This is a genomic window from Solihabitans fulvus (assembly GCF_008386585.1).
Classification (GTDB): domain Bacteria; phylum Actinomycetota; class Actinomycetes; order Mycobacteriales; family Pseudonocardiaceae; genus Solihabitans; species Solihabitans fulvus.
This window is the reverse complement of record NZ_VUOB01000006.1, coordinates 50,948-70,596: the sequence shown is the minus strand read 5'-3', so window position 1 is coordinate 70,596 and position 19,649 is coordinate 50,948. Positions and strand designations below refer to the sequence as shown.

The 19,649-nt window shown below is 69.4% G+C and carries 23 protein-coding genes; 13 read left to right on the top strand and 10 right to left on the bottom strand.

Annotated features, from left to right (window positions below; translation table 11 throughout):
• The 3 genes from F0L68_RS04895 to F0L68_RS04885 all read right to left on the bottom strand — a co-directional run.
• Nucleotides 1–490 (bottom strand): sulfurtransferase (locus F0L68_RS04895; RefSeq protein WP_149848210.1); only part of this gene is annotated, 490 nt, incomplete at its 3' end.
• Nucleotides 491–553: 63 nt separating this feature from the next.
• Nucleotides 554–1,234, bottom strand: a complete 681-nt coding sequence (locus F0L68_RS04890; RefSeq protein WP_188316395.1) for a hemerythrin domain-containing protein — start codon at nucleotides 1,232–1,234, stop codon at nucleotides 554–556.
• A gap of 141 nt (nucleotides 1,235–1,375) precedes the next feature.
• A complete protein-coding gene (locus tag F0L68_RS04885) occupies nucleotides 1,376–2,236 on the bottom strand; it encodes a LysR family transcriptional regulator (protein WP_149848208.1) in 861 nt (286 codons plus the stop codon).
• A gap of 76 nt (nucleotides 2,237–2,312) precedes the next feature.
• Here F0L68_RS04885 and F0L68_RS04880 point away from each other — a divergent pair, with 76 nt between their 5' ends.
• Together F0L68_RS04880 and F0L68_RS04875 are read left to right on the top strand one after the other, a co-directional pair.
• The gene (locus F0L68_RS04880; protein ID WP_149848207.1) at nucleotides 2,313–2,831 is read left to right on the top strand and encodes a cysteine dioxygenase family protein; all 519 of its coding nucleotides are present in this window, start codon (nucleotides 2,313–2,315) and stop codon (nucleotides 2,829–2,831) included.
• Between the two features lie 167 nt (nucleotides 2,832–2,998).
• The gene (locus F0L68_RS04875; RefSeq protein WP_149848206.1) at nucleotides 2,999–3,514 is read left to right on the top strand and encodes a hypothetical protein; all 516 of its coding nucleotides are present in this window, start codon (nucleotides 2,999–3,001) and stop codon (nucleotides 3,512–3,514) included.
• On the opposite strand, the gene F0L68_RS42150 is transcribed toward F0L68_RS04875, so the two are convergent.
• The 4 genes from F0L68_RS42150 to F0L68_RS04860 form a co-directional block, all read right to left on the bottom strand.
• Nucleotides 3,511–3,654 carry a hypothetical protein gene (locus tag F0L68_RS42150; protein ID WP_188316394.1) on the bottom strand — a complete coding sequence of 48 codons (144 nt, stop codon included), beginning with the start codon at nucleotides 3,652–3,654 and terminating at the stop codon, nucleotides 3,511–3,513. The genes F0L68_RS04875 and F0L68_RS42150 overlap by 4 nt on opposite strands.
• Nucleotides 3,655–3,697: 43 nt before the next feature.
• A complete protein-coding gene (locus tag F0L68_RS04870; RefSeq protein ID WP_223198498.1) occupies nucleotides 3,698–5,098 on the bottom strand; it encodes an amidase in 1,401 nt (466 codons plus the stop codon).
• A 118-nt stretch (nucleotides 5,099–5,216) separates the two neighbouring features.
• Nucleotides 5,217–5,678: a YdeI/OmpD-associated family protein gene (locus F0L68_RS04865; protein ID WP_149848204.1), complete on the bottom strand. Its 462-nt coding sequence runs from the start codon at nucleotides 5,676–5,678 to the stop codon at nucleotides 5,217–5,219.
• An 80-nt stretch (nucleotides 5,679–5,758) separates the two neighbouring features.
• On the bottom strand, nucleotides 5,759–6,115 hold the full coding sequence (locus F0L68_RS04860) for a hypothetical protein (RefSeq protein ID WP_149848215.1): 357 nt from the start codon (nucleotides 6,113–6,115) through the stop codon (nucleotides 5,759–5,761).
• Nucleotides 6,116–6,158: 43 nt separating this feature from the next.
• Between F0L68_RS04860 and F0L68_RS43330 the strand changes: the two genes are divergently transcribed.
• The gene (locus F0L68_RS43330) at nucleotides 6,159–6,350 is read left to right on the top strand and encodes a helix-turn-helix domain-containing protein (protein ID WP_223198497.1); all 192 of its coding nucleotides are present in this window, start codon (nucleotides 6,159–6,161) and stop codon (nucleotides 6,348–6,350) included.
• Entirely contained in the window at nucleotides 6,299–6,829 is a 531-nt protein-coding gene (locus F0L68_RS04855; RefSeq protein ID WP_223198501.1) for an SbtR family transcriptional regulator, read from the top strand. Before F0L68_RS43330 ends, F0L68_RS04855 begins: the two co-directional genes overlap by 52 nt.
• On the opposite strand, the gene F0L68_RS04850 is transcribed toward F0L68_RS04855, so the two are convergent.
• Entirely contained in the window at nucleotides 6,752–7,207 is a 456-nt protein-coding gene (locus F0L68_RS04850) for a MarR family winged helix-turn-helix transcriptional regulator (protein ID WP_149848203.1), read from the bottom strand. The two genes, F0L68_RS04855 and F0L68_RS04850, sit on opposite strands and share 78 nt — an antisense overlap.
• A gap of 104 nt (nucleotides 7,208–7,311) precedes the next feature.
• Between F0L68_RS04850 and F0L68_RS04845 the strand changes: the two genes are divergently transcribed.
• The 3 genes from F0L68_RS04845 (at nucleotide 7,312) to F0L68_RS04835 (ending at nucleotide 10,243) form a co-directional block, all read left to right on the top strand.
• Nucleotides 7,312–9,042, top strand: a complete 1,731-nt coding sequence (locus F0L68_RS04845; RefSeq protein WP_149848202.1) for an MFS transporter — start codon at nucleotides 7,312–7,314, stop codon at nucleotides 9,040–9,042.
• A complete protein-coding gene (locus tag F0L68_RS04840) occupies nucleotides 9,033–9,611 on the top strand; it encodes a cysteine hydrolase family protein (protein WP_149848201.1) in 579 nt (192 codons plus the stop codon). The genes F0L68_RS04845 and F0L68_RS04840 overlap by 10 nt, the downstream gene beginning before the upstream one ends.
• A 65-nt stretch (nucleotides 9,612–9,676) precedes the next feature.
• A complete protein-coding gene (locus tag F0L68_RS04835; RefSeq protein ID WP_149848200.1) occupies nucleotides 9,677–10,243 on the top strand; it encodes a YbhB/YbcL family Raf kinase inhibitor-like protein in 567 nt (188 codons plus the stop codon).
• Nucleotides 10,244–10,278: 35 nt separating this feature from the next.
• On the opposite strand, the gene F0L68_RS04830 is transcribed toward F0L68_RS04835, so the two are convergent.
• Both F0L68_RS04830 and F0L68_RS04825 read right to left on the bottom strand, forming a co-directional pair.
• Entirely contained in the window at nucleotides 10,279–11,190 is a 912-nt protein-coding gene (locus F0L68_RS04830) for an NADP-dependent oxidoreductase (RefSeq protein ID WP_149848214.1), read from the bottom strand.
• 106 nt (nucleotides 11,191–11,296) lie between these two features.
• Nucleotides 11,297–12,835, bottom strand: a complete 1,539-nt coding sequence (locus F0L68_RS04825) for an MFS transporter (RefSeq protein WP_149848199.1) — start codon at nucleotides 12,833–12,835, stop codon at nucleotides 11,297–11,299.
• 134 nt (nucleotides 12,836–12,969) lie between these two features.
• On the opposite strand from F0L68_RS04825, the gene F0L68_RS04820 reads away from it, so the two are divergent.
• From F0L68_RS04820 to F0L68_RS04795, 6 genes are all read left to right on the top strand, one after another.
• Entirely contained in the window at nucleotides 12,970–13,698 is a 729-nt protein-coding gene (locus F0L68_RS04820; RefSeq protein ID WP_149848197.1) for a TetR/AcrR family transcriptional regulator, read from the top strand.
• A 78-nt stretch (nucleotides 13,699–13,776) separates the two neighbouring features.
• Nucleotides 13,777–15,915, top strand: coding sequence for an MMPL family transporter (locus F0L68_RS04815; protein WP_149848196.1), 2,139 nt, complete (start codon nucleotides 13,777–13,779; stop codon nucleotides 15,913–15,915).
• Between the two features lie 21 nt (nucleotides 15,916–15,936).
• Nucleotides 15,937–17,310, top strand: coding sequence for an acyclic terpene utilization AtuA family protein (locus tag F0L68_RS04810; RefSeq protein WP_149848195.1), 1,374 nt, complete (start codon nucleotides 15,937–15,939; stop codon nucleotides 17,308–17,310).
• Entirely contained in the window at nucleotides 17,307–17,636 is a 330-nt protein-coding gene (locus tag F0L68_RS04805; RefSeq protein ID WP_149848193.1) for a DUF4387 domain-containing protein, read from the top strand. The genes F0L68_RS04810 and F0L68_RS04805 overlap by 4 nt, the downstream gene beginning before the upstream one ends.
• A complete protein-coding gene (locus tag F0L68_RS04800; protein WP_149848192.1) occupies nucleotides 17,633–18,301 on the top strand; it encodes an RraA family protein in 669 nt (222 codons plus the stop codon). Before F0L68_RS04805 ends, F0L68_RS04800 begins: the two co-directional genes overlap by 4 nt.
• Before the next feature lie 15 nt (nucleotides 18,302–18,316).
• Nucleotides 18,317–19,639: an MFS transporter gene (locus F0L68_RS04795; RefSeq protein WP_149848190.1), complete on the top strand. Its 1,323-nt coding sequence runs from the start codon at nucleotides 18,317–18,319 to the stop codon at nucleotides 19,637–19,639.
• Nucleotides 19,640–19,649: the final 10 nt, after the last annotated feature.

Here is a 19,649-nt window from a genome sequence, read left to right as displayed (position 1 = left end):
GCACGTCGACGAGGTTCTTCTCATTGATCGCGGCCACGACCTCGTCGCGGAACGCGCGGATGGACAGGTCCTGCTCCTGCGCGGCGTAGGTGGTGGCCTCACGGACCACCTCGTCGGCGCTCAGCGGCCTGCCGTCCAGCTCCCACTTCTTGCGGCCGCCGTCGAGCAGCTTGACCGTGTCGTGGCCGTAGAGCTTGAAGTACCAGTACGCGTACGCCGCGAACCAGTTGTTGTTGCCGCCGTAGAGGACCACGGTGTCGTCGTTGCCGATGCCCTTGGCCGACAGCAGCTTCTCGAAGCCCGCGCGGTCCACGAAGTCCCGGCGCACCGCGTCCTGAAGCTCGGTCCGCCAGTCCAACCGCACGGCACCGGGGATGTGGCCGCCCTCGTAGGCGCTGGTGTCCTCGTCGACCTCGACGAACACCACCCCGGACGCTTCCAGGTTCTGCTCGGACCATTCGGCCGAGACCAGCACGTTCTCACGGCTCATCGAAACGGCTCCTGTTTTCTCTGTCTACTGTGGACTGTTCTGGACGTATACGAGAGTCGACGATCAGGCTCTGGCGGCGGTGTCGAACATGCCCTGCCACAACAGGCGGGCCTGACGCTGGTAGGCCGGCAGCCATACCTTCTCGTACACGGTGCGCAGCTCCGGCGGGGACGAGGACAGGAAGGCGTCCACGACGGCGGGCGGGGCGTCCTCCAGGCTCCACGGCAGCACGAACGGGACCAGGTCGTGCGCGCGCAGGGAGGCCGCGTTGGCGGTCTCGATGGCGAGCCACTCGTCGCGGGTGAGCGCCGTCAGGAGCAGCGGCACGGCATGCTTCTCCTCGTGGTCGAGGTGCCGGTCGACCAGGTCGGCGAACTCGCCGAACAGGGCCGCCGCGGCCGGGCGGTGGTAGGGATCGTCGGCCAGCCGCACCAGGGCGGCAGCGCTCGCGTCGATCAACCTGTCCAGCTCGGCGTGCTCGGCCTCCAGCTCGTCCAGCGCAGCCGCGGCCTCGGGCGCGGCGGCGCGCAGCAACGGCCAGATCTTCTCGTCCTCCGTGGTGTGATGGTGTTCCAGCACACACAGGTACTTCGTCCAGTGTCTGGTCAGGGCCGCCAGCCGCTCCCCAGTGAGTTCCTCCGGCGAGGCCAGCAGATCACGAAGCCTGGCCGCCTGCCGACGGAAACCCTGGTGGGCCAGCAGAAATTTCGCGAGGTCCAGCTCGGACGGACGCTCGATGTGCATGGTGCTCCTGCCGTGAACGGACGCGTGGTCGAGTGACGCCGGGCATGGCTCGGCGCACCTGCCCACCATGGTCGGCGCGCTGGCGCGGAGTTGCCTCGTGGTACCGACCGCAACGACTAACGTCCGAGCCCGCCCGATCGGCTACCCGACTGCGGTGAGGGCGGCGAGCAGGGCCGCCGTTGGCGGCGGGTCGGGTGGCTCACCATAGGTGGCGGCGTACACCTGCCGGTCGGAATCGGGCAACTCGATCGCCCGCACGCCGGGGTGCAGATGCTGGCGGATGGCCAGACCCGGCACGATGGTCACGCCCATGCCTGCGGCGACCAGCGCCTGCTTCACCGCGATGTCGTCGGTGTTGAAGGCGATGTTCGGCACGAATCCGTCCCGTGTGGACAGTGCGAGCAGCTGCTCGCGGTGCCGCTCGCAGCCGGCGATCCAGCGGGCCGTGCGATAGTCGGTGAGCCGGTCGCCGGACGAACTCGTCAACAGGAAGCTGGGGTCGTCGAGCAGGTGCGTGGTCCGGATCCCGGGCTCCTCCGGTGGACTGCCGGCGTACCGGAAGCCGATCGCCAGGTCCACCGAGCCGCTGCGCAACAACTGCAACGCCTCCGGCGGATGCGTCTCGGTGATCTCCAGTTCCAGCCCCGGATGCCGGTCGTTCAGCACGGAGGCGGCCGCAGGCAGGAACGCCACGAGCGCGGAGGAGAACCCGGCCAGGCGGACCCTCCCGGCCCGCAACCCGACGTGCGCCGCCAGCTCAGTGGCTGCGGCGTCGACCCGCCCAAGGATCGCCTCCGCGCGGTCGGCGAGCAGGGCGCCCGCCTCGGTCAGCCGGATGCCGCGCCCGACCCGCTGCACCAGCTGCGCGCCCGTCTCGGACTCCAGTTTGGCCAACTGCTGGCTGACCGACGGCTGCGAGTAGTGCAGCTCCTTGGCCGCTTCGGTGACCGAGCCGTGCTTGGCCACGGTCGCCAGCACGCGCAATCGCACCAGATCCAGCATGTATAGAGGATACCTATCTGTTGTGGAAGTAATAGCCATTGGACGCAATGGGTTGCCCGGCCGCACGCTGGGAGCCATGGGAACCACCACGCTCGTCCGTCCGGGACTGGCCGAACTCATCGCCGGTGTCCGGGTCGCCGCCACGCGCCACGCCGAGGATCCGCGCCGCGCCGCACACGCCGTCGCGGACGTGCTCCGCGCCTCGCCGGCCCTGGGAACCGACATCCTCACCGCGGCCGAACGCACGGAAACCCGAGGGCACGTGCTGCATGCCGAAGCCGACTTCTCCATCACGGCGATCGTCTGGAGTCCCGGCCAGATCACCCGCATCCACGACCACATCGCGTGGTGCGCGTTCGGCGTGCTCGAAGGCGTTGAGCACGAAACGCTCTACCGCGACAACGGCGACCACCTCACCGAGATCGGTCAGACCGCCAACCACGTCGGCGACGTCAGCGGATTCGCGCCACCCGGAGACATCCACCGGGTGCACAACACCAGCACCACCAACGCGATCTCCCTGCACATCTACGGCGCCGACCTGAGCGTCGCGGGGTCGAGTGTGCGCCGCTACTACGACATTCCGGTCCGCTGACCCGTGGGTGCCCGATACTCGGCCATGGGCGTTGACCTGGGGTGACAGCGGGCGGATCGCGGCCGGGGACTGGAGTTCCTAACCATTGCGGTGCGCACCACGATGCGTCTCGGGTCCGGGTGCGGTGCGGTGGGCGGGCTGTCCACCAAGATCTGAAAGGATCACCCATGCGTTTCCGCAGGGCCCTGATCGGCGCGTTCGTGAGCGCGACGCTGCTGACCGGCATTGCCGCGACCACCGCCGAGGCCGCTCCGGCCGCCCCAGCCGCACAGAGCGCCACCATCCGCCCGCAGGCCTTCTTGATCGGCAGCATCCTGGCCCCCGACCGGGTGGACCGGCTGTACGCCGGTGACATGATTTCCAGCAGCAACGGTTTCATCCGCCTGTCCATGCAATACGACGGCAATCTCGTGGCCTACAGCTCCTCGGGCAACCCCCTGTGGTCCTCGGGCACCTATGGACGCGGCGGCAACGTCGTGATACTTCAGGGCGACGGCAACTTCGTCATGTACGACGGCAACAGCCGGGTGGTGTGGACCACCAACACCAACGGGTACCCCGGCGCGTGGCTCTCGCTCCAGGACGACGGCAACATCGTGATCTACGCCAACGACAACTCGTGCGGCCGCTGGGCCTGCGCACGCGCGCTGTGGTGGACGGGCACGAACACGCACATCGGCTAGAACCGGCGGCGCGGGAGGTTGGCCAGCCAGCAGTGCGCGAGCAGTTTGTCGAGCGGCCCGCACGGGTGCACGACGATCGCGCTGGGCACGCCGTCGGACGCGTTCCGCGCCAACGGCAGCAGCGCCGCCTCCCGCCCCAACGGCCGCTACGCGTCCTCCAACGGGCGGAGGGCGGCGCAGCGATTACGGTGCCACTACGCCGGGTCGGCGGCGGCCGAACCCGGTGGCCTGCTCGAAGGCGTGGCCGATCTGTAGCAGCGCGAACTCGCCGCGATGTCGACCGACCAGTTGCAGGCCGACCGGCAAACCCCCTTGTGTGAACCCGGCGGGCACCGACAGCGCAGGAAGGCCGGTGGCGCTGATCAGATAGCAGGATCGCATCCAGTCCACATAGGACTCCTGTGGCACGCCGGCGATCTCGGTGGGGTACTCCAGGTCGACGTCGAACGGCGGCACCTGGCTGACCGGCAGAGCGAGCACGTCGTAGCGGGTGAGGAACTCCCGCATGCGGTGGAACAGCTGGGTGTGCAGCACCTCGGCGCGGCCGATGTCGCGACCGCGCAGCCGCCGGCCCTGCTCGATGTTGTCCGCGAGGCTGGGCTTGAGCAGCTCACGCGACCGGTCCAGCAGGCCGCCAAGAATCAGCTCGAACTCCCAGGCGCGCAGGGTACGGAAGACCTCCTCGGCCCCCGACAGGTCGGGGCTTGCCTCCTCGACCCGGCAGCCCAGATCCTCGAACACCGCGACCTGGCTCTCCAGCACGGAACGGACCGCGGGGTCGACCGGGATCGCGCCGCCAAGATCGGGCGCCCAGGCCACCCGCAACCCGGTCAGGTCGCGCTCCAGCGGAGCAGCGAACACCGACCCGGGTTGTTCGATGGCGATCGGGGACCGCTCGTCCGGGCCGGCGATCACCGACAGCAGCAACGCGAGGTCGGCCACCGTGCGCGCCATCGGCCCGTCCACCCCCATCGTCGCCCAGGCCGCCAGGCGCGGAAAGCTGGGCACCCGCCCCGGCGCCGGGCGCAGCCCGACGACGTTGTTGAACGAGGCCGGGTTGCGCAGCGAGCCGCCCATGTCCGAGCCATCGGCCAGGGGGTGCATGCCGCAGGCCAGCGCGGCGGCCGCGCCCCCGCTGCTGCCGCCGGCGCTCCTGGTCAGGTCGTAGGGATTGCGGGTGGCACCGAAGACCGGATTGAACGTGTGCGAGCCGGCCCCGAACTCCGGCACGTTCGTCTTCCCGATCGTGATCACGCCAGCCGCCCGCATCCGAGCCACGATCAGCGCGTCGGCGGAGGGCACGTTGCCCACCAACGTCGGCGAGCCATAGGTGGTGCGGATGCCGGTAGTGTCGTGAGTGTCCTTGTGCGCCACCGGAATCCCGTGCAGCGGCCCCACCGGTTCGCCGGCGGCCAGGCGACGGTCCGCCTGGTCCGCCTCGGCCAGCGCGCGCTCGGCGACCAGGGTGACGATGGCGTTGACCGCCGGGTTGACCCGGTCGATCTGGGCAAGGTGCGCGGCGACCAGCTCGCGGGCGGACAACTCCCGCCTGCGCAGCGCGGCGGACTGCTCCCTGGCGGTCATGAAACACGGGTCGGGGTGCACAGTGCCCGCACGATACTCGGGATTTCGCACGACGAAACCCATCTGCCGCGCGCGGGCAGCGTCGATCGCGAACCACGAGTGTCCGCGAGCGTCGCGTCTAGCGTTGCTTCTTCCCCTGTTCGAGGAGGGTGATCATGTCGGCGATGCGTGCCGTGCGAACGTCGGGACGGCGGGTGGTGGCGTCGATCCAGCGCAGATAGCCCTTGCGATAGAAGGTCGCGAGCGAATCGAAGAACGCCCCGGCCTTCGGGTTCGCCGCCAACGCCGCCACGATGTCGTCAGCCAGGTCCTGCTGCTGCGGGCCTTCTGGCACCAGTTCCGCGTCGACCTGGTCGCCCGCTTCGATGCCGTTGTCCCGCAGCCACCCCTCGCCCAGACCAAGACCGAGATCGGCGCCGAACGATCCGAGCGGGCCGCGGACCTTGCGGCCGTTGAGAGTGCCGGTGATGTGATGAGTGCCCTTCGGAGCCCAAACCTCGTTCGGGTCGAACGGCACCGGCAGATACACCCGGCCCCGGGGTCCGGTCGTGATCGTTCCGGTGAAGCGTTGCCGCCGCATGGACGGGATGTTAGCGCCGAGGTCGATGGTCGCGCGGCTTGGCCGGGCGGTGCGGAATGTTTGTCGAATCTGGAGGTGCGTCAGTCGCTCAGGTGCACGGTGACGGTGACGCGGCCCTTCTCATCCCGGTGAGCGATCGCATGTCCCGTGCGGTCGGTTCCGTTGAGCTGGAGCGACAAGGGGCCTCCGTCGCCCGTGAAGTTGCGCCACCACGTCTTGGCTTCGGGAAGCTTGACATCGATCGTGACGGTGTCGGTCGCGCGACGGTAGGCGACCGGTGTGCTGAGGAAGCGTCCCGAGCGTCGCCCCGTGTAGGTGACGGTCGTGATCCGTTTGCTGACCACCCGGCCCCACCGAGGAGAGTCGAGTAGCGCCGTTACGCAGCCGTTGACCCGGCTGGCCGCTTGCTTCGGGAAGAACGGTCCTTGGTATCCCACATAATCTCCAGGGCAGTACCAGCACGGATTGTGTTGCCAGCAAATGGCTAATTCCCTGCTGATCACGCTAGCACGGTACGAACGAGGGCTCGACGTGTCGATGACCGCGATCGCCCGGCACGCCGGAGTCGGTGTCGCCACGCTCTACCGCCGTTTCCCACCAAGGAATCGCTGGTCGCCGAGGTGTTCGCCGACCAGTTCGCGGCATACGTGTCGGCCGTGGACGACGCGCTGACCGATCCGGACCCGTGGCGGGGATTCTGCACCGTCATCGAGAAGGTGTACGCCATGCAGGCCGCAGACCGCGGTTTCAGCGCTGCGGTCTGCGCTGCGCTGCCCGATCTGGTCAACGTCGAACACCAACGGGACCATGCCCTGCGCGATTTCGCCGAGCTGACCAGGCGCGCCAAGGAGAGCGGACGTCTGCGCGCGGATTTCGTGCAGGACGACCTGATGCTGTTGTTCACGGCCAATTGCGGCATCATCGCCGCCACTGCCGAGCAGGCCCCGGCCGCGTCCCGACGGCTCATCGCGTACCTGCTGGACGCGTTGCGCTCCGACCAGGCGGATCCGGGGAATGCCTTGCCACCGCCCGTTCCGCTCGGCTTGCACGACGCCCTCGTCCCGCCGCAGCCGTCAGGTGTCGGCGATGCCGCTGAGCAGTGCTGCGGCGCGGGCGACCACCGCGCGGTCTTCGGCGCTGAGGACGCTTAGCCGGTCGTCGAGCCAGGCGTTGCGCTGCGCCCTGGCGGCGCTGGCGAGTTCGTCGCCTTCCGCGGTGACGCTGAAGAGCACCTTGCGACCGTCGCCGGGGTCGCGGGTGCGTACGGCATAGCCGGCCGAGGTGAGGCGGTTCACGGTCTGGCTCATGGAGGCGGGCGAGACCCGGTCGTGGTCGCTGAGTTCGGTGAGCGTCTGCGGTCCGTGCTTGTGGAGACGGGTGAGCACCGCGAGTGCCGCGTCTCCGAGGCCACCTTCGGGGCGCTCGCTGCGGAAGCGGCGGTAGAGGCGCCCGACGGCGGAGCGCACCAGCCCACCGAGGTCGGCCTCCTCGGCCTCGACGGGCTGTCCCACTGTTGCGTCCTTCTCCATGGTTCGTTAGTGTACCTAAACGTGTCTTTCTTATACCTAAATAAACGAGCGAGGGCTCCGCACGGTGCCGCGTACCGCACGGCGCGTGGCGAGCCGGAGACGTGATGGGCAACCAGCTGGACAGGTCACCGCGAACGGTGCGGCCCCGCTCCTCGGAGTCCGACCGCTACCGGTGGGTGGCACTGACGAACACGACGATGGCCGTGTTCATGTCGAGCCTGGACGGGTCGATCGTCCTGATCGCCCTGCCGGCGATCTTCACCGGCATTCACCTGGATCCACTGGCTCCGGCGAACATCGCCTACCTGCTGTGGATGATCATGGGCTACCGGCTGGTGCAGGCGGTGTTCGTGGTGAGTCTCGGCCGGCTGGGCGACGTCCTTGGCCGGGTCAGGATCTACAACCTCGGGTTCGTGGTGTTCACGGTGGCCTCGATCCTGCTGTCGCTCGATCCCCTCACGGGTTCGCGTGCGGCCCTGTGGCTGATCGGCTGGCGCTTCCTCCAGGCGTTCGGCGGCTCGATGCTCTCGGCGAACTCGGCCGCGATCCTGACCGACGCGTTCCCCCGGGAGCGGCTCGGCTTCGCGCTGGGGGTGAACCAGGCCGCGGTGTTCGCCGGGCAGTTCATCGGGCTGACCGCCGGGGGCCTGCTCGCGGCGTGGGACTGGCGAGCGGTGTTCTGGGTGAACGTGCCGGTCGGCATCGCGGGGACGCTGTGGGCGTACTTCCGGCTGCGGGACACGGGGGCGCGACATCCGGCACGGATCGACTGGTGGGGCAACGCGACCTTCGCGATCGGCCTGAGCGCGATTCTCGTCGCGGTCACCTACGGGATCCAGCCCTACGACGGTCAGACGATGGGCTGGTCGAACCCGGCGGTGATCGCGGGGCTCGTCGGCGGCGCGGCATTGTTGGCCGCGTTCGCGGCGATCGAGCGGAGGGTCACGGAGCCGCTGTTCCGGCTGCGCCTGTTCGCGATCAGGACGTTCACGGCCGGCGCCCTCACCGGGTTCATCGCCCGGCTCGCGCAGGGCGGCCTCCAGTTCGTCCTGGTCATCTGGCTACAGGGCATCTGGCTACCGCTGCACGGCTACGACTACAGCCAGACGCCGTTGTGGGCAGGCATCTTCCTGCTGCCGCTGACGGTCGGATTCTTCGTCGCGGGTCCGCTGTCGGGCTCGCTGTCCGATCGGTTCGGGGCGCGCTGGTTCGCTTCCGGCGGCATGTTCCTGTTCGCCCTGAGCTTCGTCGGCCTGCTCGTTCTGCCGGTGAACTTCCCGTACTGGCCCTTCGCCCTGCTGATCGCCCTGAACGGGGTGGGCGTCGGGATGTACAGCTCGCCGAACTCCTCCTCGGTCATGTCGAGCGTCCCGGCCGAGTATCGCGGCGTCGCCTCCGGGATGCGGTCCACCTTCCAGAACTCCGGCACCTCGCTGTCGATCGCGGTGTTCTCCTCCCTGATGATCGCGGGCCTGGCCAGCGCCCTGCCGCGCACCCTCACCAACGGCCTCGCCCAGCACGGCGTCACCCACCAGGTCGCCGCGCAGATCGGCAGCCTCCCGCCGGTCTCGTCCCTGTTCGCGGCCATGCTCGGCGTGAACCCCGTCCACTACCTGCTGTCGCAGTACGGGGCGTCCTCGCAGTTGACACCGGCGAACAGGGATCTGCTCACCGGGCGCGAGTTCTTCCCGAACGTCATCTCCGGCCCGTTCCACAACGGACTGGCCATCGTGTTCACCGTCTCCGCGGCCCTCGGCCTCATCGCCGCGATCGTCTCCCTCATGCGCACCCCATCCGTGCCCGACATTCCCAAGGAGCGCAAGCCATGCCGCTGACCACTCTCGACCCCACACCCGCCCTCGTCGTCATCGACTTGCAGAAGGGGATCATCTCCGGCCCGGTTGCGCACATCGTGCCGAACGCGGCCGCCCTGTCGACAGCGTTCCGCGAGCACGACCTCCCGGTCGTACTGGTCAACGTCACGGGCCGCGCGCCCGGCCGCACCGACGCGGACAGCCATGGCAGCACCGGCACGCTTCCCGCGGGCTGGGCGGACCTCGTCGACGAGCTGGCGCCGCAGCCGGGCGACCACCTGATCACGAAGCGGCGCCGCAGCGCCTTCCACGACACCGGCCTGGACACCCTGCTGCGCGACCTTGGCGTCACCCAGATCGTGCTCGCCGGCGTCGCCACCAGCTCCGGCGTCGAGTCAACCGCGCGCTCCGGCCATGACCACGGCTACCACGTCGTTCTCGCCACGGACGCGATGGCCGACCCCGACCCGGTTTCCCACCGGCACAGCCTCGACCGCGTCTTCCCCAAGCTCGGCGAGACCGCCACCAGCGCCGAGGTCATCGACTTCGTCACCCGCCGGTCCCTGGGCTCCGCCAACGCCGTCCGCTGACCGTGGTCCAGCCCCACCGATAGCCAGATTCACCGCCAGATTCACAGTGAGAAGGAGTCGAAGTCGTGCCCGCAAATCCTCTCGGTGTCGCACTGCGTAAGCGACGCGCCGGCCACCACACGCTCGTCTGGGCCCACCCCGACCTGCCGGCCCCGGAGAACTTCACCCTGACCAGCCCCGCCTTCGACCACGGGGCACCCATCCCGGAGAAGCACCGAGGCAGGGTGTTCGGCGCGAACATCTCGCCCGCCCTCAACTGGACGCGGCCGCCGGCCGGCACCGTCGAGCTCATGCTCATCGTGCAGGATCCCGACGTCCCTTTCCGGAAGCCCGCCACCCATGCGCTCACGCTCGGCATCGCCCCGCCGCTCAGCGGGATCCCGGAGAACGCCCTCGCCAACCCCAGCCCGATTCCGGGCATCCGGCACGGGAAGGGCCCGCTCGGCCGCCGAGGCTGGGCCGGCCCCATGCCGATCCGATCGCACGGACCCCACGCGTATGTCTTCCAGCTCTTCGCCCTCGACCAGGCCCCCGGGCTGCCGGCCGGCTTCGCTTTTGAGGAGGCGATCGCCGCCATTGCGGGCCACGTCATCGGCCGCGCCCGGCTGGACGGCACATACGAAATCCGCTAGTGCTTGTGCCGCAAGGGTTTCGGCGGAGTGCGGTCTCAGGCGACTACCAGCACCAGCCTGCCGCGAACGTGACCGTGCTCGCTGGCGCGGTGCGCCTCGGCGATCTCGGCGAGCGGGAAGGTTCGGTCGACCGGAAGCCAGAATCGCCCGGCCTCGATCAGCTTGCCCACGTCGGCGAGGGAGTGGAAGGCGTGACCGTCGGTGAATCCGTTGCTGAACCGCACGCCGTACTTGTCGGGACCGTCGAAGTCGGCGATTGTCACCACGTTCTGCGAGCCACCGGCGAGATCGATGAGCTGGGGCAGGACACCGCTTCCCGCGACATCGAGCGCGACGTCGACGCCGTCGGGCGCGAGGGCGCGAACCTGCTCGGCCATGGTTTCGCCGTAGCTCACGGGCTCCGCGCCAAGCGACCTCAGGTAGTTCTGGTTGCCGGCGCCGGCGACACCGATCACCCGTGCGCCGCGTGCGAGGGCGAGCTGGACGGTCGTGCTGCCAATCCCGCCGGTGGCGCCGTTGACGAGCAGCGTGGTTTCGGCTCCGACGTTGAGCTGATCAAGGCTGCGTGTCGCGGTTTCGAGCGCGGTGGGGAGTCCGGCGGCGTCGACGAACCCGAGTGACGGCGGAATGATCGCGCGAAAGGTCAGCAGTGCCAGTTCGGCCGCGCCCGCGCCGTCGTCGGAGACGCCGAACACTCGGTCGCCGGGCACCACGTCGGTCACGCCATCGCCGACTTCGTCGACCACGCCCGCGACGTCGCGGCCCGTCGTCTGCGGCAGTCCCGCACCGAAGTTCAGCACGCCTTGGCGCAGCTTCGGATCGGTCGCGCTGATGCCGGCCGCGTGCACGACGATCCGGACCTGTCCTGGACCCGGGTGCGGGTCGGGAAGGTTCACGGTCTCGAGGACCTCGGGACCTCCGAACCGGCTGAACTGCGCTGCCTTCATCATGTTCCTCACTTTCGACACTGCGACGCTTGTGTGCGCCGTTCGTTTCGGATCACCTGTTTGGCAAGACTGAGCCACCACCCGGCCTTGACCGGGTCGGCAGTTCTCAGTGCGCGACGACGGGCATCGCGTTCGGGTCGACCGGCACGGGGCCGCGCCGGAAGAGCAGGGCGGTCAGCACGGCGCCACCGAGGAACAACGCTGCCGCGACCCAGAACACGAAGTGGTAGCTGGACAGGGTCGCATCGACGATCGTGGCCGGGTTCGACGCCGTCGCGGCGTGCGCGGTGAGGTAGTTCGTGATCACCGTCGCGCCGAGCGAGCTGAACACGGCTAGCCCGATGGCCCCGCCGACCTGTTGGGCGATGTTCACCATGGCGGATGCCACACCAGACTCGTGCGGCCGCACCCCGCTGGTCGCCGCGTTCTGTCCTGGGCCGAAGATCAGGCCCAACCCGACGCCGATGATGATCAGCGGCGGCAGAACGCCTCCGGCGTAGCTGGTCCCCGCGTCGATGCCGGTGAGCATCGCCAAGCCGATCGCGGCGAGCAGGCTGCCGGTCGGCACGATCGGCCGTGGCCCGATCCTCGGCATGAGCACGGCGCCCGAGACGATCGCCCCCACCATCACCGAACCCACCATCGGCAGGAACGCCAGGCCCGACTGGATGGGCGTGAACCGCAGAGTGTCCTGGAGGTAGTAGGTGAGGAACAGGAACACCGCGAAACCACCGGTTCCCGAGATCCCGATCGACAGGTAGGCAGCGCCTCGGCCACGGTCCAGGATCACCGACAGCGGGAGCAGCGGGTTGGCCACGCGACGCTCGATCAGCACGAAGACGATCAGCAGCAGCACGCCGGCGACCACGGGTCCCAGCGTCCAGAAGTCGCCCCAGCCCTTCGATGCGGCATTGCCGAGGCCGTAGGCGATGCCGACCAGGCCCAGTACGGCGGTGATCGTTCCCGAGCCGTCGAGCCGGGTGCGCTCCGGCCGGCCGCCGTCGGGGAGGAAGAGCAGCGCGCCGGCGAACGCGAGCGCGGCGATGATCAGGTTCACATACAGGCACCATCGCCAGGACAGGTCCTGGGTGAGGATCCCGCCAAGCAGCAGCCCCAGCGCACCACCGGCACCCGAGATCGCACCGAAGATCCCGAACGCGCGGCCGCGCTCGGTCGCGTCGTCCGCGAACGTCACCGACAACATCGACAGGGCCGCCGGTGCGAGTACCGCGGCGAACCCGCCCTGGGCGACACGGGAGATCAGCAGCATCTCGAATCCGCTCGCCGCGCCGCCGACCGCGGACGCGACCGCGAAGCCGGCCAGGCCGATGATGAACAGCTTCTTTCGCTCGATGAAGTCCGAGAGCCGTCCGCCCAGCAGCAGCAGGCTGCCGAACGCGAGCGCGTAGCCGGTCACCACCCACTGGCGGTCGTCGGCGGAGAACCCCAGGTCGTGTTGAGCGCTCGGCAGCGCGATGTTCACGATGGTGGAGTCCAGGATGACCATCAGCTGGGCGAGACTCAGGACGACCAGGGCGATCCACCGATTCGCGATGCGTGCCCCGCCGCCTGCCGCAGACCGGGTGCGAACCGTGCCGGAGCCGGTCCGGCTGTCGACCGTTGCGGACGGTGTCTCAGATTTCATGTCGGCCTTCATGTGTGAGTGAGGCGTCTTTACTTGCGATGACGCGAACTTATCATCGATAAGGTGAACTTATCAACGGTAAGTCTCCGTATCGATGGTAGATCGAGCCGTCGCGGAGAGTAGGGTCGGTCGTCGTGACCACAGGAGAACCGCACCCGAGCGAAGGCCGATCGCCCTCAGCCGATGCCGGCCACGGCGACGTCCTGTGGCTGCGCGGCGGGACCGAATCCCCGACGAGGCGGGCCGCGCCCCTCACCCTGGAGCGGATCGTCGCCGCGGCTGTCGTCGAGCTCGACGAGCACGGAGCCGAGCGGCTCACGATGCGGCGGCTGGCCCAGCGCCTCGCGGTGAGCTCCACGGCGCTCTACTGGCACGTGTCGACCAAGGAGGACCTGCTCGACCTCGCGGTCGACCACATCGTCGGCGAGGTGCCGATCCCCGAAGCGGGCCCCGACCCCCGCTCCGCCGTTCGCGCGCTGCTGTCCGGCTGGCGCGCCGCGATGCTCGCGCATCCGTGGTCACCGGGCCTTCTGGGGCGGCCCCTGCTTGGCCCGAACGTGCTGGCGCGGATCGAGTTTCTCCAGGCGATGCTGACCCGCGCCGGCAGGTCCGGCATGGAGCTTGCCTCCGCCACCCGCCTGCTGTCCGACTTCGTCATCGGTACCGCGATGACCGACGCGACCTGGCTGCGGTTGGACGATCCCGACGTGCTGGACAAGGCCCGCGCGCACATCGTCGGGCTGCGAGAGCGCTACCCCACGCTCAGCACGTCCGGCTTCGTGGAGGGAGCGTGGTCCAACGACGACCTCTTCCAGCACAGTCTCAGTCGGATTCTCGACATGCTGATGCCCGTTCCCGGGTAGGAAGCCGCGCGCCTGGGCCGCCGGCTGCTCGCCGGCGCGGAAAGGCTTCTGTAAGGATGCGCGGTCCAGACTGCCGCCATGCACGTTGTCACGCAGTTCTGCTTGCGCCATAAGGGTTTGGTCGTCCTGCTCTGGTTGGTCCTCACGGCCGCCGGGGCGTTGGCCACTGGATCGGCCGTCGATGGGCTGACCCATTCCTTTGCCACGCCTGGTATGTCCGGCTATGACGCCAACCTGCACCTGGCGCAGAGGCTGGGCATCGACGGCAACGAGCAACCCACGATCGCCACGCTGACCCTGCCCTCGGGTCAGGGCATGGACACCGCGGCCGGGCGGGACATCGCGGCCCGGACCTTCGCCGCCGCGAACCAGGCCGGGCACCTCGCCGTCGCCGACTACGCGAACACCGGAAACGCCACGCTGGTCTCGGCCGACAGCCGGACCACGTGGGCGGTCTTCGACATGCCCAACCCCGACACTCCGTCCGGGGCGGGCGTGATGGAGGGCATCGAGCCCGCGCTGAAGGCCGCGGCGCCCGAGGGTGTCGCGGTGTCGGTGACCGGATTCGAGCAGATCCAGACCACGGCCGGTCCGAGCAGCGGCGGTCCGAGCGTGCTGGTCGAGACGCTGATCGGCGCCGCGGGTGCGCTGGTGGTGCTGCTGTTCGTCTACGGCTCGGCCATCGCGATCGTGCCGCTGCTGATCGCGATTCCATCGATTCTGACGACGTTTCTGCTCATCCTCGGCGTGGAGCGGGTGACCGACGTCAGCTTCCTCGTCCAGTACCTCGTCGCGCTGCTGGGGCTGGGCATCGTCGTGGACTATTCGCTGTTGCTGGTCACGCGCTGGCGTGAGGAGCGCGAAGGCGGGAAGTCGTCCGAGGAGGCGATCATCGCCGCGAGCCCCACCGCCGGGCGCGCGGTCGTGCTCAGCGGGCTGACCGTCGCGGTCGGACTGCTCTCGCTGGTGATCCTCCCGGTGCCGTTCCTGCGCAGCATCGGTCTCGGCGGCATGCTGATCCCGCTGGTCGCGATCGCCGCGGCCGTCACCCTGCTGCCGGTCGTTCTCGCCACGGTGGGCCCGGCGCTGGACCGGCACCGCGTGCGCCGGGGCTCGACGACCTTCAGCCGTGGGTGGGAGCGCTGGGCGGGCTTGATCGTGCGCCGCCGCTGGATCGCAGGCCTGGCCGGGCTCGTGATCGTCCTCGGGCTCGCCGCTCCCGCGTTGGCCATGAACACCGGGCAGCCACGCGCGAACTCGCTTGGCGGCAACGGAGATCCGGCGGTGACGCTGCACCGGCTCGAAGCCGGCGGGGTGCCGGGCGCGGTCGTCTTCCCGATCCAGCTCTTCACCCACGGCGGGTCGGCCGCGGCAGCGCAGGCCGCGTCCATCGCCGCGGCGACACCGGGCGTGTACACGGTCCTCGCGCCCGCGACAGCGCCCTTCCGCCGTGGTGACGACGCGCTGATCACCGTGATCCCGAAGGACGAAGGCAACACCTCGGCCGGTGTCGCGACGGTCGCCCGGCTGCGGGCCGCGCTCGCGGCGGTGCCCGGCGGCGCCGAGGTCGGCGGCAACACCGCGCAGAACTCCGACTTCACCAGCGCGGTGTACGGCAACCTCCCGCTCGTGCTCGCGGCCATCGCGCTCCTCACGTTCCTGTTGCTGGCCAGGGAGTTCCGCTCGGTTGTGCTCGCCGCCAAGGCCGTCGTGCTCAACGTCGTCTCGCTCGGCGCGAGCTTCGGGTTCCTGGTGTTGTTCTGGCAGAACGGCTTCGGCTCCGACCTGCTCTACGGGGTGCCGGCCACGGGCTCGATCCGGAACTGGATCCCGATCGTGTCCTTCGCGTTCCTGTTCGGACTGTCGATGGACTACGAGGTCTTCATCCTCGCCCGCATGCGCGAGGAGTACGACCGGACCGGGTCCACCCGCGAAGCGATCGTCAGCGCCCTCGCCAGGACCGGGCGTTTGGTCACCTGCGCCGCGGTGATCCTTGGCATCTCCTTCGCCTCGCTCTCGAGCGCTCCGGACGTCGTCGTCGAGATGATCGCCACCGGTCTCGGCGCCGGGATCCTGGTCGACGCGCTGGTGGTGCGGACCTTGCTGGTCCCCGCGCTGGTCGCCCTCATGGGCCGCTGGAACTGGTGGCTGCCCGACCGCCTTGCCCGGCTCCTGCGCGTTGCGCCGTCCGAAACGAAGCAACCCGCCCACACCTGATCGCACCAGAAAGGCAGCCCCATGAAGGAACCGGACAGCGTGGGCATCCTGGTCCCGAGCGGCATGCTCGGCGCAGGCTTTCACCCCGACACCATCACCCGAGGCATCTCCCTCGGCGCCGACGTCATCGCCGTCGACGGCGGATCGACCGACTCCGGCCCCTACTACCTCGGCACCGGCACGGCCAAGACCACCGAGCAGGCCGTCCGACGCGACCTGCGCATCCTCCTCGCCGCGGCGAACGAGGCGGGAATCCCGCTGATCGTCGGCTCCTGCGGGACCGGCGGGACGGACGCCGGCGTGCACTGGGTCGCCGCCATCGTCGACGAGATCTGCGCCGAGGACGGACTCCACCCGACCATCGCGAAGATCTTCAGCGAGCAGAGCGCCGAGCGTCTCGCGCCGGAGTTGGCGCGCGGACGCGTGCATCCGTTGCCGCCCAGCACCGAACTCGACGCGTCGACCCTGACGCGGTGTGCGCACATCGTCGGGATGATGGGTCACGAGCCCATCGAGCAGGCGCTGCGGGCGGGCGCGGACGTGGTGCTGGCCGGGCGCGCGACGGACACGGCCCTCGCCGCCGCCGTCCCGCTCATGCGCGGGATGCCACCAGGACCCGCCTGGCACGCGGCGAAGATCGTCGAATGCGGCGGACAGTGCACGACCGATCCCCGGGCCGGCGGAGTCTTCGCGCGCATCCACCACGACGGCTTCACCATCGAGCCGCTCGACCCGAACGCGGCCTGCACACCGGCTTCGGTGGCCGCGCACATGCTCTACGAGACCGTCGATCCCTTCACCATGCGGGAACCTGGCGGCACCATCGACGTGACCGACACAAGCTACACCGCCATCGACGACCGGACCGTCCTGGTCGAAGGTTCCCGGTTCGAACCAGCCGAGCAGTACACGATCAAGCTGGAAGGCGCGGCGATCACCGGGTACGAGACGGTGTCGTTCACCGGCATCCGGGATCCGAAGGTCCTGCGCGCGATCGACGTCTGGGCGGACCTGCTGCGGAAGACGCTCACCGACCGCGTGGACACGGTGCTCGACCTGCGCGCCGGCTCATGGGCGGCCGATCTGCGGCTCTACGGCCACAACGCCATCCTCGGCGACCTCGAGCCGGCAGTCTCCCCGCCCCGGGAGGTCGGGGTGATGCTGCTGGTCAGCGCGGGGGATCAGCAGACGGCGACGGCGATCTCGAAACTGGCCAACCCGCTACTGCTGCACCTTCCCCTGCCCACCATGACCTACCTGCCCAGCTTCGCGTTTGCCACCTCACCAGCCCACGTCGACCGAGGGGCGGCCTATGAGTTCGTGCTGAACCACGTCGTCGACGTCGACTCGCCAACCGAGCTGTTCCGCCTTGAAATGCCGGAGACACGACGATGACCGACACGGCGCCTTACACCCTTGGCGACCTCGCAACCGAGGTGCGCTCGAAGAACGCCGGGCCGTTCTGGCTGACGATCGAGGCGTTCATGCCGGACGAGGCGGCCTACCGCATCGCGGACGCGCTCGTCACGCCGGAGCTGATCAGCGAGCTGTACCGCGTCCCATCCGCGTCGCTGCGGATCTTCCGGATCCCGGACCTGAACGTGGTGAAGGTGTCGCTTCCCCGTCCGGTCGCCCAGGGCAGCGTGTTCGACCGGGACATCCACGCCGGGCAACACCATGTCCCGCTGGCAACCGTCGAGATTCGGGAGTGTGAATCGTGAACACGGACGACATCGAGGCGCTCGCCGCCTGGGACACTCCGGCGCTGAGCAACTCGCTGGACGCGCTGCGGCTGCGGCCGCCCCATCTCGGCCACACCGACGGTTCGGTTTCCCGGGTCACCGGAACCGCGCCGATGGTCGGGCGCGTGGTCACCGCGCGGATGGTCGCGCGGCACCCCGGCGCGGACGCCGTCCCGGTTTCGCAGCTACACCAGGCGATCGCGACCACCGACGGCCCGGTCGTCGTGGTGCTCGAGGACTGCGACACCCCGGCTGGAGCGGGTGCCTTCCTTGGTGAGGTCAACGGCAGCCTGCTCGCGGCACTGGGAATCCGGGGCCTGATCACGAACGGCCGCGTCCGCGATGTCCGCGAGCTGCGCCAGTTCCCGTACTCGGTGTACGCGGCGGGGTTGTGCGTCGCTCGCTCCTCCATGCGCCTGATCGACGTTGGCACCGAGGTCACGGTTGCCGGGATGACGGTTCGCCCCGGCGATCTGCTGCACGGTGACGAGCACGGTGTCCTGCACATTCCCGCCGACGCCGTGCCTGGTGTCCTCGAGAAGGCCGACCTGGTCCGCCAGGAAGAACAACAGGTTGTCGCCTGGTCGCGCTCGGCGGGCTTCACCGTGGACGAACTGCTGACGCTGCGCCGCGTGCGCCACTGACCCGAGGAGTTCTCCATGCGGAACAACGTCGTGGCCTCGACCGTCGCCGACCGGCTGGACCGGCTGCCCCTGTCCCGGTGGCACCGCAGGATGGTGGTCCTGATCGGACTTGGTGCCTTCTTCAGCTTCTTCGAAGTCGCGCTGGGAAGTTTCTTCAGCGTCCTGCTCGGTGCCCAGTGGACTCTGACCACAGTGGACAGATCGCTGATCGTCGGCTCGGTGTTCCTAGGCGAAATGGCCGGATCCCTGCTGCTGGCGCCGCTGGCCGACCGGCTCGGCCGGCGGACGATGTTCCAGATCAACCTGATCGCCTACGCCGCGCTGTCCCTGGCCGCCGCGTTCTCCCCAAACCTGGCGGTCTTCCTCGTCCTGCGCGTCCTCACCGGCGTCGGACTTGGCGCCGAGCTGACGCTGGTCGACACCTACCTGTCCGAACTGCTGCCCGCCCGGCGGCGCGGTCGCTACATCGCCTGGAGCTACACCCTCGGGCTCACGGCCGCGCCGGTGGCCGGCATCCTGGCCAAGTCCGCCACCGGAGCCGTGCTCGGCGTGGCGGGCTGGCGCTGGCTGCTGATCCTGGCCGCGGGTGGTGGCTTCGTGGTGTGGCTGTCGCGCCGACGCCTGCCCGAATCGCCCCGCTGGCTGGCCGCCACCGGCAGGGCCGCCGGGGCCGAGCGCGTCCTCGCCGCGATCGAACAGGAGACCGGGCCACCGGTCGAGCAACCCGCCCAGGCCGCGGCCGCGCCTGCGCCACCGGACCCCGGCAGGTACCGGCGGCGCGCACTGCTGATGTGGCTGATGTGGCTGCTCACGCCGGTCGGGTTCTACGCCTTCGCCTCGATTGCCCCGATCGTGTTGCTGGCCAAGGGATTCGACCTCGCGCATTCGCTGACCTACGCGGCGCTGACGGCGCTCGGTTACCCGCTGGGCTCGTTGGTGTCGGTGGGTCTGACCGAGCGGTTCGAACGGCGCACCCTGGTCATCGCCTCGACGCTGGCGGCGGCGGTGTTCGGCATCGCGTTCGGCTTCGGGACGAACCTCGGTGTGCTGATCGGCGCCGGCGTCGCCACCACCGTGAGCACCGTCGTGCAGTCCAACGTCGTGCACATCTATCAGACCGAGTTGTTCCGCACCGCCAATCGCAGCACCGCGATCGGCCTCCCCTATGCGGCCTCCCGCCTGGTCAGCGCGGTCCTGCCGATCGTGGCCGTCGCGCTACTGGCCAGCATCGGGGCGGGCGGGCTCTACCTCGGCTGCGCCCTGCTGCTGTTCCTGATGGTCGTCGCCGTCGGCGTGCTCGGCCCGCGCACCAACAACCGGCCACTGGACGCGATATAGGGAATGCTGA